Annotated in this window: 11 protein-coding genes; 6 read left to right on the plus strand and 5 right to left on the minus strand. The window is 75.1% G+C overall.

What is annotated here, in order from left to right:
• A partial coding sequence (locus ABZS66_RS24215) for an aldehyde dehydrogenase family protein (RefSeq protein ID WP_354761235.1) occupies window positions 1-1,271 on the plus strand: 1,271 nt, incomplete at its 5' end.
• Here ABZS66_RS24215 and ABZS66_RS24220 read toward each other — a convergent pair.
• On the minus strand, window positions 1,213-2,070 hold the full coding sequence (locus ABZS66_RS24220) for an SAM-dependent methyltransferase (RefSeq protein ID WP_354761237.1): 858 nt from the start codon (window positions 2,068-2,070) through the stop codon (window positions 1,213-1,215). The two genes, ABZS66_RS24215 and ABZS66_RS24220, sit on opposite strands and share 59 nt — an antisense overlap.
• Before the next feature lie 127 nt (window positions 2,071-2,197).
• Between ABZS66_RS24220 and ABZS66_RS24225 the strand changes: the two genes are divergently transcribed.
• Genes ABZS66_RS24225 through ABZS66_RS24235 form a run of 3 tightly spaced genes read left to right on the plus strand, consistent with a single transcriptional unit; the run spans window position 2,198 to window position 5,192 of the window.
• On the plus strand, window positions 2,198-2,467 hold the full coding sequence (locus tag ABZS66_RS24225; RefSeq protein WP_354761239.1) for a phosphopantetheine-binding protein: 270 nt from the start codon (window positions 2,198-2,200) through the stop codon (window positions 2,465-2,467).
• Window positions 2,464-3,828 (plus strand): amidase family protein, encoded by a 1,365-nt coding sequence (locus ABZS66_RS24230; protein ID WP_354761240.1) that lies wholly within the window; start codon window positions 2,464-2,466, stop codon window positions 3,826-3,828. The genes ABZS66_RS24225 and ABZS66_RS24230 overlap by 4 nt, the downstream gene beginning before the upstream one ends.
• 11 nt (window positions 3,829-3,839) lie before the next feature.
• Window positions 3,840-5,192 carry a condensation domain-containing protein gene (locus ABZS66_RS24235; protein ID WP_354761242.1) on the plus strand — a complete coding sequence of 451 codons (1,353 nt, stop codon included), beginning with the start codon at window positions 3,840-3,842 and terminating at the stop codon, window positions 5,190-5,192.
• Here the strand turns inward: ABZS66_RS24235 and ABZS66_RS24240 are convergent.
• From ABZS66_RS24240 to ABZS66_RS24255, 4 genes are read right to left on the minus strand one after another with little or no spacing between them, the layout of a single operon-like run.
• Window positions 5,168-6,385 (minus strand): acyl-CoA dehydrogenase family protein, encoded by a 1,218-nt coding sequence (locus ABZS66_RS24240; RefSeq protein WP_354761244.1) that lies wholly within the window; start codon window positions 6,383-6,385, stop codon window positions 5,168-5,170. The two genes, ABZS66_RS24235 and ABZS66_RS24240, sit on opposite strands and share 25 nt — an antisense overlap.
• On the minus strand, window positions 6,382-7,020 hold the full coding sequence (locus ABZS66_RS24245; protein WP_354761246.1) for a hypothetical protein: 639 nt from the start codon (window positions 7,018-7,020) through the stop codon (window positions 6,382-6,384). The genes ABZS66_RS24240 and ABZS66_RS24245 overlap by 4 nt, the downstream gene beginning before the upstream one ends.
• An 11-nt stretch (window positions 7,021-7,031) precedes the next feature.
• Window positions 7,032-7,925 (minus strand): transglutaminase domain-containing protein, encoded by an 894-nt coding sequence (locus ABZS66_RS24250; protein WP_354761248.1) that lies wholly within the window; start codon window positions 7,923-7,925, stop codon window positions 7,032-7,034.
• Window positions 7,922-8,962: a methyltransferase gene (locus tag ABZS66_RS24255; protein ID WP_354761250.1), complete on the minus strand. Its 1,041-nt coding sequence runs from the start codon at window positions 8,960-8,962 to the stop codon at window positions 7,922-7,924. The genes ABZS66_RS24250 and ABZS66_RS24255 overlap by 4 nt, the downstream gene beginning before the upstream one ends.
• 231 nt (window positions 8,963-9,193) lie before the next feature.
• On the opposite strand from ABZS66_RS24255, the gene ABZS66_RS24260 reads away from it, so the two are divergent.
• Window positions 9,194-10,537: an MATE family efflux transporter gene (locus tag ABZS66_RS24260; RefSeq protein WP_354761252.1), complete on the plus strand. Its 1,344-nt coding sequence runs from the start codon at window positions 9,194-9,196 to the stop codon at window positions 10,535-10,537.
• Window positions 10,538-10,597: 60 nt separating this feature from the next.
• Window positions 10,598-11,992, plus strand: a complete 1,395-nt coding sequence (locus tag ABZS66_RS24265; RefSeq protein ID WP_354761254.1) for a GH1 family beta-glucosidase — start codon at window positions 10,598-10,600, stop codon at window positions 11,990-11,992.
• Window positions 11,993-12,186 lie beyond the last annotated feature (194 nt).

Genomic DNA, 12,186 nt, shown 5'->3' on the forward strand with positions numbered 1-12,186 from the left:
GGGCCGCCCGGCCGCACGCCGAACGGGCCGCGCTGCTGCGCGAGTGCGCCGCGGCCCTGCGGCCGCACGCCGGCGACCTGGCCCGGCTGCTGACCCGCGAGCAGGGCAAGCCGCTCGTGCAGGCCGCGGCGGAGGTCGGCCTCGCCGTCGACTGGTTCGACCTGACGGCGGACCTCACGCTCGACCCGGAGATCGTCGAGGACGGTCCGGTCCACGTGACCGTCGCTCGGATGCCGCACGGGCCGGTCGCCGCTATCGCCCCGAACAACTTCCCGGTCATCCTCGCGGTCACGAAGGTCGCCCCGGCACTGCTGGCCGGGAACACCGTCGTGCTGAAACCCTCCCCCGTCACGCCGCTGACCACGCGGTACCTCGGGGAGATCCTCGGCGGCGTCCTGCCGGCCGGCGTCCTCACCGTGCTCACCGGCGGCCCCGCCCTGGGACCGGCCCTCACCGCGGACCCGCGGATCCGCCTGGTGTCGTTCACCGGCTCGGTCGAGACCGGCCGGGCGATCGCCGCCGCCGTCGCGCCCCGGCTCGCCCGCGTCGTGCTGGAGCTCGGCGGCAACGACGCCTGCGTGGTCCTGCCCGGCGCCGACCTCGACGCGGTCGCGCCGGCCGTGTACGCGGCCGCGATGCGCAACACCGGCCAGTTCTGTGCCGCCATCAAGCGCGTCTACGCCCACCGGGAGCAGGCCTCAGCACTGGCCGGGGCGCTGGCCGAGCTGGCGGCGAAGGCGGTCGTCGGCGACGGGCTCGACCCGGCGTCGGAGCTTGGCCCGCTGACCGTGCCGGCCCAGCGCGACACCGTGGCCCGCATGGTGGCGCAGGCGTCGGCGGCCGGCGCGCGGGTGCTCACCGGCGGCGCCGCGCTCGACCGGCCGGGCAGCTTCTACGCCCCGACGGTCGTCGGCGACCTGCCGCCCGGGACCGAGCTGGAGCTGGAGGAGCAGTTCGGCCCGGTCATCCCGGTGATCGCGGTCGACGGCGTCGAGGAGGCCGTGCGCCGCGCCAACGGGACGCGCTACGGCCTGGGCGGGTCGGTGTGGGGCGACCCGGACGAGGCGCGGGCGGTCGCCGGGCGGCTCGAGTGCGGTACCGCCTGGGTCAACACCCACGGCGAGCTGCGGGCCGACGTCCCGTTCGGCGGGCACCGCTCGTCCGGCCTCGGCGTGGAGTACGGCTACTGGGGCCTGCTGGAGTACACCCGCATCACGGTGTGCCACGAACGGCGGACACCAGGAAGCTCCGCGGCAGCCCCGGAAGGTTGACCGGGTTGGCGCCGGCCGGCCAGCGCCCGAAGTCGGCGTCCGGCCGGCCCGGCTCGAGGACCGTCACGTCCGCCCAGCCGTTGGCGCGGACGAACCCGGCCGGGTCGTCGGTGCCGAACTGCCACGGGCTGCCGGCGTCGGCCAGCTTGCGCAGGAACGGGCGGGTGTACGGCAGCCGGAACACGCCGAGGCCGACCAGGTCGGCGGCGAGCCGGCTGCCCGGCGCGGACAGCGCGGCCATGGCCCGGACCACCTCGGCGGCGAGGGCCTCGGGCAGGTAGAAGAGCACGCCCTCGGCGAACCACAGCGTGGGCCGAGCCGGGTCGAAGCCGGCGTCGCGCAGCGCGCCGGTCCAGCCGCCGCCGAGGTTCGCCGGCACCACCCGCCGCTCGCAGCGCGGCTCGGGCGCGAGCGGGGCCAGCCGGTCGGCCTTGTAGTCGAGCAGGGCCGGCTGGTCGAGCTCGAACAGCACGGTGCCGGCCGGCCAGGCGAGCCGGAACGCGCGGCTGTCGAGCCCGGCACCGATCCCGACGACCTGCCGGGGCCCGCCCGGCGCGGCGACCGCCGCGACGACGGTGTCGTCGAACCAGCGGGTGCGGATCGGCAGGAACGGGTTGCCGTCGTCGGCCGCGTGCTCGGTGTGGAAGTGCTGGAGCAGCGCCACGCCGGTGGGTCCCGCGAGCACCTCGGCGAACGGGTCGGAGAACAGCCGGTCCGCGCGCCGGCTCTCGCGGGCACGGGCGGCGGCGGTCCACAGCGCGGTGTCGGCGACGCCACCGACGGCTCGGGCATTGGTCACCTGGCCGACGGTATCGACGCCGCCCGCGCAGCGGCATCGGTCCTTCCGGACATGGCCAACCGGGCATCTCGTCCGGGCGGCCGCTCGCCGATCCCGGCCCGCGGGCCGGGCCGACAGATTGGGACCCATGACTGAGACCGACGTCGTCGCCCGGACGATGGGTGAGCTGTTGTCGGCACCGCCGCTGGAACCTGCCGACGACTTCTTCATCCGCGGCGGCGACTCGCTGCGCGCGGTGGAGCTCATCGCGCGCCTGTCCGCCGCCTTCCCGGCGCAGGACGGGACACCCGACGAGAACCTCGGGGCGGCGCTGCTGCTGGTGCTGTTCGAGGACGCGACCCCGCAGGCGCTCGGCGACGCGGTCACGCGGCACCGCGCGGCGCTCGCCGCGGGGTGACCGCTGCGCACTGGTGGCCGGCGGGCCGGGTCGCGGCGGCGATCGCGGGCGGCGAGCTGTCCGCGGCCGAGTACCTCGACCTGCTGCTCGACCGGGTCGCGCGGCTCGACCCCGGCCTGGAGCTGCTGGTCACCGTCGACGACACCGCCCGGGACCGGGCCCGCGCCGCCGACCGGGCGGTGGCCCGTGGCGAGCCGCTCGGCCCGCTGCACGGGGTCGCGCTGACCGTCAAGGACAGCCTGGCCACCGCCGGCCTGCGGACCACCGCGGGCAGCGCGCTGCGCCGCGACCACGTCCCGGCGGCCGACGCCCGCGCGGTGACCGCGCTGCGCCGCGCCGGGGCGATCGTGTTCGGCAAGACGAACCTGCCCGAGCACTGCGCCGACATCCAGGCCCGCAGCGTCTACGGCGTGTCCCGCAACCCGTGGGACCCGGCGTACAGCACCGGCGGCTCGTCCGGCGGCGGCGCGGGCGCGGTGGCCGCGGGCCTCACCCCGGTCGAGGTCGGCTCCGACGTGGCCGGCTCGATCCGCATCCCGGCCGGGTACTGCGGCGTCGCCGGGCACAAGCCGACCTACGGCATCGTGCCGCTCGACGGCCACCTGCCGCCGTACCACCCGACGACCCCGGACGTGGTGGTCGTCGGGCCGCTCGCCCGCACGGTCGACGACCTGGAGCTGATGCTCGGGGTCCTCAGCGGGCCCGGCGGCCGGGACGGCTCGCCCTGGCGGCTCGACCTGCCGCCCGCCCGGCCGGTCCGGCGGATCGCGCTGTGGACCGGCGACCCCGCGGTACCGACGGATCCCGAGATCGTCGCCGTCCTGCACGACGTCGCCGAGCGCCTCGGCAAGGAGGGGGTCACGGTCGAGGAGGACGCGCCGCCCGGCGTGCGGCTGGCCGACGCGTCCCGGATCGCGGACCGGCTGCTCGCCGGCGTGGGGGTGCCGCTGCGGGGCGACCACGACCGCGCCGCGCTCGGCGGGGCGCACGCCGGCCAGTCGTACGCCGACTGGTACGACGCCGACGTGGCCCGCTGGCGGCTCGCCGCCCGCTGGGAGCGGTTCTTCGCGCGGTACGACGCGATCCTCACGCCGGTCACCCCGAACCTCGCGATCGTCCACGACGGCCGCCCGTTCGCCGAGCGGCGCGTGCTCGTCGGCGGCGCCGAGCGGCCCTACTGGGACCAGGTCGCCTGGGCCACCCTCACCGGGGTGTGCCACCTGCCGACGACCGTCGTCCCGGCCGCCCTCGACAGCCGCGGCCTGCCGATCGGCGTGGCGTTCAGCGGCCCCCGGTTCGGCGACCTGACCACCCTGGCCGCCGCGCGGCTGGTCCCGCCGATCGGCCACCCACCCTGCTGAAGGAGGACACCGTGCTGGAGTACGGCGACGGCACGAGCCGCAGCGGCCCCCTCGCCGTGGGGCAGCGGATCATGTGGAACATCCTGCGCGACCTGCCCCCGGACGACGTGTCGACGAACATGGCCACGCACCTGCCGGTGCCGCCCGGCACCACCTGGGACCGGCTGCTCGGCGCGCTGCGCCTGGTGCTGGGCCGCCACGAGGCACTGCGGACCCGCTTCCTCGCCGACGCGGAGGGTTCTCCGGTACAGCAGGTGCCGCCCACCCTGCGTATCCCGCTCGACGTCGTCGCGGCGGACCCGGCCGACCCCGGGCAGGCGCTCCGCCTGCGCGACGCGATGCGGGCCGTGCCGTTCCCGCCCGGCGACCCGCGCCCGGTGCGCGCCGCGGTGCTCGCCGCCGGCGACGCGCCCACCGACCTGGTACTCGCCCTGTCGCACCTCGCCCTCGACGGCTGGAGCCTGGCGATCGTCGTCGAGGAGCTCGTGGCGGCGCTCGACGGCGGCGAGCTCCCGCCGGTCGGCGAGCAGCCGATCGACCGCGCGCTGTACGAGCGCTCCGAGCGCGGGCGGCGCCGGCAGGCGGCGTCGCTGGAGTACTGGGCCGGCCATCTGCGCACGCTGCCGCCGCTGTACTTCGCGCCGGCGCCGGTCGCCGACGACTACGACAGCGTCGTCTACACGTCGCCCGAGGCGGCCCGCGCGATCGCCGCCGTCGCCGAGCGTGCGAAGGTGACCCCGGCGCTGTGCCTGCAGGCGACGGTGGCCCTCGTCATCGGCCTGCACACCGGCGCCCGGGACAGTGCACTGTGGACGGTGACGGCGACCCGGTTCCGGCCGGCGTCGCGCCGGCTGGTCTCGGCGTTCAACCAGAACGCGCTGTTCCGTCCCGACTGGGACGCCGGCAGCTACGCCGAGTTCCTGGGTCGGGCGGCGCAGAGCGCGGTTCGCGCATACGCGCACTGCGAGTACGACCAGGACGAGCAGGACGCAATGCTGGCCCGCGTCGCCGCCGAGCGGGGCGGCGCACAGCCGATGGGCTGGTTCTACAACGACAACGGCGCGGCGGCGACCGTCACCAGCCACGACGGCCCGATCCAGGCGCCGGCCGGGCGCGAGTGCCACCGCATCGACAAGCACGACGGCCAGGTCGGGCACCGGATGTTCTTCCGGGTGCTGGAGCTGTCCCCCGCCGTGACCCGGTGGCTGCTCACCGCCGACCGGGGCGTGCTGCGCCCGGGCGGCGCCGAGACCTTCGTCCGGGACGTCGACGCGGTGCTGGTCGCCGCGAGCGGGGACCCGGACCTGACCCTGGACGGCGCGGCCCGGCTCCTCGGCGTTCAGGCCGGCTCGAGCGCCAGCTGACCGCGTTGGAGGGCGCCGAAGACGGCGAGCCGCTGCACGTTGCCGGCGCCCTCCATGAACTCGATGCCCCGGGCGTCCCGGGCCAGCTTCTCCAGCAGCGGGTGGTCGAACACCGCGCCGGGGCCGAGCCGGTCGAGGCACTCCCGGGTCACGTCCTCGACGAGCCGGGCCGCGCGGACCTTGGCCGCCGACGCGAGGTGCCCGTCGCCCGGGTCGCGGTCCACCGCCTCCGCGGCCCGCGCGGTCAGCCGCCGCACCGCGGCGATCCGCCGCCCGATGCGGTCCAGCCGCTCGTCCGCCGGCCGGTGGTCGAGGATGTACTCGTAGGCGGCCCGGGCGATGCCCAGGCCCATCGCGGCGACCGACGGCCGCAGCAGGTTGAACGTGCGCACCCAGCCCCACATCCCGCGCCGGCTCGCCGGCAGGTGCCGGCCGAGCACCCGCTCCGGCGGTACCTCGACGCCGTCGTAGGTCAGCGCGCCGAGCTGGGCGCCGCGCAGGCCGATGGTCGGCACCGGCTCGGCCGTGATGCCGCGCATGCCGGGGCTTCCTGGCTCTCCGGGGCTTCCTGGCTCTCCGGAGTTTCCGGCCACTCCGGGGCCTCCGGGCCCTCCGGGTTCGATGAGCACGGCGGCGAAGCCGAGCGGGCCGGTGCCGGTGCGGGCGAACGTCACCCCGAGCCGGGCCCGCACGGCGTTGCCGACGTACCGCTTCCCGCCGTCGAGCACGAGCGTGCCGTCGCCGCGGGTGGTCAGGGTCGTGCGCATCCCGGTGGCGTCGGAGCCGCGGCCGGCCTCGGTGAGCGCGAAGCACGTCCAGGCCGGACCGCCGGGGCCGGACAGCAGCCGGTCGAAGAACCAGTCCTGCTGCGCCGGGCTGCCGAGCGCGCCGACGAGCACGCCGGCCATCGCGCCGCCCGGTGCGGCGAGGGTCAGGCCGAGGTCGCCCCACGCCAGCTCCTCCAGGAACACCACCCGCTCGGCGGCGCTGTCCAGGTAGAACCTGTGCCCGTCGAGCACGAGGGGATCCGGGTTGTACTGCGGGGGGATCTGCAGGCGGGCCACCCGCGACAGCGCCGGCAGCCCGAGGTGCCGCACGACGGCGTCGGGGTCGCGGTCCACTTCCAGCGCGTGCGGGCGCAGCTCGGCGGCCCACTCCCGGGTCTGCGCGCGCAGCACCGCCAGCCGGTTCACCGGGTGCTCCGGACGTACGCGTCGGCCAGCAGCTCGGAGACGTGCGCGAGGACGCCGGGCCCGTCGGCGACGAAACCGGCCGCGCCGAGCAGCAGCAGCGCGGCGCGGTCGGCGTCGGTGAGCTGCTCGTGCACGTCGCCGAGCTCGTCCGCGGTGAGTGCCGGCTCGCCGAGCGCCGTGTGCACGTCGAGGTGGGCGACGGCGATGTCGGCCAGGGCGCCCTTGATGAGCTGCAGCTGCAGCTGCGGCTGCCCGCCGACGGTGCGGCCGTCGAGGTAGGTCACGACCGCCGCCGCCAGCCTGGTCGACAGGCCGAGCCGCAGCCAGGCGAGCGCGAGCTGCCACTCCCCGGGCGGCTCGCCGTCGTCGACCGGGTCGACGCTGGCGAAGGCGCGCAGCCCGGTGCCGTCGAGCGCCGCCGGTTGACGGGCGCAGAGCCGCAGGCGGGCGGCGTCCCCGGACGGCCAGACGCGGGCCGCCGGGTCGACGGCCCGGATGGCGGCGATCCCGTGGCCGCGCGGGCCGCGGACCAGGGTCGGGCCGTCGAAGCCCGAGTAGAGCACCCGCACCGCGGCCTCGGGGCCGCCGGCGCGGGCGGCGGCACAGGCCTTCGGGCCGAGCCCCGGATCCAGCACGGTGCACTCCCTCAACGGACGAGCAGCGACGGGCGGAGGATGGTGTCGCCGTGGTGCATGACCGGTTCGAGCAGCTCGGTGAGGCGCCAGAACGCACCCTTGGGCACCCGGTTGGCCGGCCAGGCGGCGCCGTCCACGATGCCCCACCGGCCGAGGACCAGGTTGAAGAACGGGTCGGCGGTCCGCCACTCGCCGCCGATGCGCAGCTCCAGCCAGCAGTGGGTGTTGGCGAACGGCCGGGAGAGGTGGATCCCGGCCGCCGGCCGCACGTCCAGTCCGAGGCGGCGGCCGACGTGCACGAGGTACCGGGTCGCGGACCGGCAGTCGGCCAGCCCGGTCTCCGCGGTGAAGCCCACGTCGGCGATCACGTGGTAGGGAACGCGGTGGAACTCCAGCGCCGCGGCCGCCTCGACGAGCTGCCAGTGCGCGGGGCCGAAGTCCAGCAGTTCGGCCGGGCCGCCCGGCACCTCGACCGCGATCTGGTAGTGCCCGCCGGCCATCCGCGTGACCTCCCGGGCGGCGGCGCGGACGGGCGCGGCGAGGGTGACGTCGCAGTCGCCCTCGTGGCCGGGCGCCGGGCAGCCGGCCGTCACGTTGAGGGTGCGCCGGACGACCGCGTGCCGGCTGCCGTGCTCCAGAGCCTCGGCCATCGACCGCAGCGCGGTGTGCTGGGGCGAGCGGACCGACAGGCGCAGCACGACGTTCTTGAGGTCGCGCCGGTCGAACAACAGCCGGTCGCCGTCGCGGGCGTGCGGCAGGCCGTGGTCGAGCAGGCCGGTCAGCAGCTCCGGCGGGATGCGGTAGAAGCGGGTGGCCCGCTCCTGCGGCTCGGTGTAGGCGCGGAACCGGTCGGGGACACGGTTGATCCGCTCGACGACGACGGCGACGCTCTCGTCCGAGGTCATCGGCGGCGGCCGAGGACGAGCCCGTTGCCGGGGGCACTGCGCAGCGGGACGGTCCGCACCCGGGTCAGGCCGGCGGCGCGGAACCAACCGGCGACCTGGTCGAGGTGGTAGGTCTGCTGCCCGAGCGCGTTGAACATGCTCAGCGCCATGAACGAGCCGAACGCGCGGCCGACGCCGCCGAGCCGCCGGTCGGGGAACTGGTCGAGCAGCACGACCTGGCCGCCCCGCTCGGTCGCGCTCGCGGCGCGCTCGATCAGCTTGACGTTCTGCGCCTCGCTCTTGGAGTGGATGACGTTGAACAGCAGGATGATCGAGGCACTGCCGAGGTCGTCGGTGAAGAAGTCGCCGGCCCGGAACGAGATGCGCTCCGCCAGCCCGTGTTCGGCGATGGTACTGCGGGCGATGCGCTCCATCGACGGGATCTCGAACACGGTCGCGGTGAGCCGCGGGTGGCGCTTGCAGAACTCGATGCTGTACAGGCCGTGCCCGCCGCCGATGTCGAGCAGGTGCTGTTCGCCCGCGGGGACGGCGACCCGGCGCAGCACCTCGTCGAGGTTGAGGTTGGCCAGCGCGACCATGCCGTCCTGGAACAACCGCCACTCCTTGGCCAGCCACCGCGGGGTGCGCGGCTCGTCGACCTCGAACGGCAGGCCGGACTCGCCGCGGAGGCGGTCCTCCAGGGTCTGCCAGTCGGTGAAGACGATCTTCTCGAAGTACGGCAGTCCCATCCCTACCATGTCGACCAGCGCGGCCGCCCGCCCGGTGGCCCGGTAGCGCCCACCCGGCCCGGCCTCGACGTACCCGAGCACGTCGAGCGCGTCGAGCAGGAAGCCGGTGCCGCGCGGGTCGAGTCCGAGCCGGCCGGCGAGCGCGGCGCTGTCCACCGGCTCCTGCCGCAGCGCGTCGAGGACGCCGAGCCGGAAGCCGGCCAGCACCACCCGGAACCCCCAGACGGCGAGGAACTCCTGCAGAAACGCGGTCTGCGGGCCCCGTGGTCCGGTCAGCCGCCCCTCCCGGAGGCTGGGAACGATTGGCATTCCTCACTCCTTCGGCAATTGACCCGAGTCTGTCTCGTGCGGGCCGCCATGGAAACGCCGACTCTTGCCATACCCAAGCGGGCAGGGCACCGGTGCGGTCCTGCGCGGACGCCTGGAAATCTGCCGGAAAATGTTGTTAGGCTCGCCCGCACGGCGTCGCCGGAAGCCAATTCACCAATGCTGTCGCGGCTGCCGCGTGCGCTTTTTCCTCACCAGGCCGGAGTTTTCGCGATGACATCGACACCCGAGTCCAGCACGGTCACGACCGACACCGGGACCGCCGCACCCGCGGAGCCGACGCTACTGCGCACGGCGATCCGGTTCGCACTGTCGATCCTCTTCGGCATGGCCGCCGGGATCGTCCTGCAGGTGTGGACGATGGCGTTCCTCGGCTGGCTCGGACGGGAGGCGCTGTACGTCCGCTCGATCTACACGCCGGTCGGGTTCATCACGACCGCGATCGTCGAGGGCCTGGTGGTGGCGGCCCAGGTGTCGGCCGGCATCGCGACCCGCACCGGGCGGCGCGAGGACGCGCTGCGGCACCTGCCGACGTTCGTCGCGGTCGGCGGCGGCTTCCTCGCGGTGACCACGCTGGTCTTCGTCGCGTTCGCCGACCCGTTCCTGGCCGTCCTGGAGGTCACCCAGGAGCAGCGGCGCCCGGTCGTCGAGTTCGTCGTCGCCGTCACCGCCGCGTCGATCCTCGGCCTCGTGCCGTACCTGTGCGGCGCGGCCCTGCGCGGCGTCGGCCGGCCCGGCCTGTCGACCGCGCTGGGCGTCCCGTTCGCCGTGCTGTCCATCGTGGGCATGCTGCTGTGCAACGAGTTCACCGACCTCGGCGCGCTCAGCGTCCCGGTCGGCGGCCTGCTCGGCACGGTCGTCATCGGCGTCGCGTCGGTCCTCGTGCTGCGCCGGTGCGACCTGCGCGCGCCGGGCTGGCGCCTGGACCGCGCGGCGCTGCGCGCCGCCTGGACCCTGGCCGCACCGGTCGCCGCCACGTTCCTGCTGCTGTCGGTGGTCACCTTCGGCTACCTGCGGGTGCTGCGCGACGCCGGCGACGTCGACATCGCCGGCTTCAGCCTCGGCCAGATGGCGACCTCGTTCCTCATGGTCGGCGCCTTCGCCGCCGGCTCCGGCGCGGCGATCGCCGTCAACCTGCGCCCCGGGGAGCAGCGCCGGGAGCTCAACGAGCGCGGGCTGGTGGTCACGGCGCGCATCGCGATGCTCGTCTACCTGGCGGTCGGCGCGGTCAGCTTCCTGCTGCGCGACCCGATCGCGCGGCTGCTGACCTCCGACCGCGAGATCGCCGCGGTCGCCGCCGACTACCTGCAGTGGCTCGCCCCCACGTTCGCGCTCTTCGGCGCCACCCTCGCCATCCTCACGTACCTCGAGCAGATCGGCCGGGCCGGCGCCGCCGCGCTGCTGAACACCGTCTACTTCGCCATCGTGCTCGGCGTCGCGTTCCTGCTGTCCCAGCCGGTCGACAGCGACGCGCTCGCCCGCCTGCTGGCGATCAGCAACGTCGTCGGATTCGCCAGCCTGTGGTACAGCGTCCGCTATCTCGTCCGCCGCACGTGACACCTCGCCATTTCGGGGGAATTCTGGGCGTACCGGGAAAACCGCGCTAGGTTCGCCGCCATGCGACGGCGTTCTCTGCTCACCCTGGCCGGGCTAGGCGCGCTGGCCGGCTGCGCCCGCACCGGCGCCACCGCCCAGCCGGCCTCGGACGCTTCCAGCGCCGCCACCACCTTTCCGCCGGGCTTCGGCTGGGGCGCGTCCACGTCGGCGTACCAGATCGAGGGCGCCGCGACCGACGACGGCCGGGGCCCGTCGGTGTGGGACGTCTTCAGCCACGAGGCGGGCCGGACCCGCAACGGGGACACCGGCGACGTCGCCGCCGACCACTACCACCGGCTCACGGCCGACCTGGACCTGATGCGAGACCTCGGCCTGCGCTCGTACCGCTTCTCGGTCTCCTGGTCGCGGGTGCTGCCGACCGGGCGCGGTGTGGTCAACCAGAAGGGCCTGGACTTCTACCGCCGGCTCGTCGACGGCCTGCGCGAGCGCGGCATCGCGCCGGTCGTCACGCTGTTCCACTGGGACACCCCGCAGGCCCTCCAGGAGCTGGGCGGCTGGGAGAACCGGGACTGCGCGCAGTGGTTCGCGGACTACGCCCACACGATGTACACCGCGCTCGGCGACGCGGACCCGACGTGGCTGACGCTGAACGAGCCGAAGACGGTCGTCGATGTCGGGTACACGGCCGGCATCCACGCCCCCGGCAAGCGCGACCGCCAGCTGGCCAACATCGTCGGCCACCACCTGCTGCTGGGCCACGGCCTGGCGGTGCAGGCGCTGCGCGCGGCCGGCACCGGCGGGCGGATCGGCGCCGCCCTGTCACTGTCGCCGGTCTATCCCGCCGACGAGACGGACGCGGCCCGCAGCCAGGCGACGGCGTCGGACGCCGAGGAGAACCGCCGCTGGCTCGACCCGGTCCTGAAGGGCAGCTACCCGCAGGACTGGCTGGCGACCCAGCCGGCCGCGGTCCGCACGGCGATGCGCGACGGCGACCTGGCCGTGATCGGCACCGCGAGCGACCTGCTGGGCGTGAACTACTACGGCCCGACCCACATCACCGGCACGGGCTCCCGCGTGATGAAACACCCGACCTCGCAGGCGACGTGGCAGGAGATCGACCCGAATGGATTGTACGATCTGCTGATCCGCATCAAGCGCGACTACGGCGACGTCCCGCTGACCATCACCGAGAACGGCATGGCCACGACGAACGCCTTCGACGACCAGGACCGCGTCACGTTCCTGCGCGACCACTTCGCGGCCGCCCAGCGCGCGATCGCGGCGGGCGTGAAGCTGGAGAGCTACCACGTCTGGTCGCTGATGGACAACTTCGAGTGGGCCGAGGGCTACACCCAGCGCTGGGGCATGGTCCACGTCGACTTCACCACCCAGCAGCGCACCCTCAAGGCGAGCGCGAAGTGGTACAAGGAGGTCATCGCCCGCAACGGCGTCTGAGCTGTATAGCTTCGCGCCTCCGGCGCGAGGCGGGGGGTTCCCACCCCGCACCCCCCATGCCGCGCGAGCGCGGCACCGGCCGCGCTCACGCGGGCCAGACCACCGAGGCTCACCGCCCGCTTCCCGTGCACGGCGGGGACAGCTGGGCGGACCACCGCCCTGAGCCCGAGCCTGCTCGCGCGGCGCTCCCCCAA

Source organism: Dactylosporangium sp. NPDC005572 (assembly GCF_040605515.1).
In the GTDB taxonomy this organism is placed as follows: Bacteria; Actinomycetota; Actinomycetes; order Mycobacteriales; family Micromonosporaceae; genus Dactylosporangium.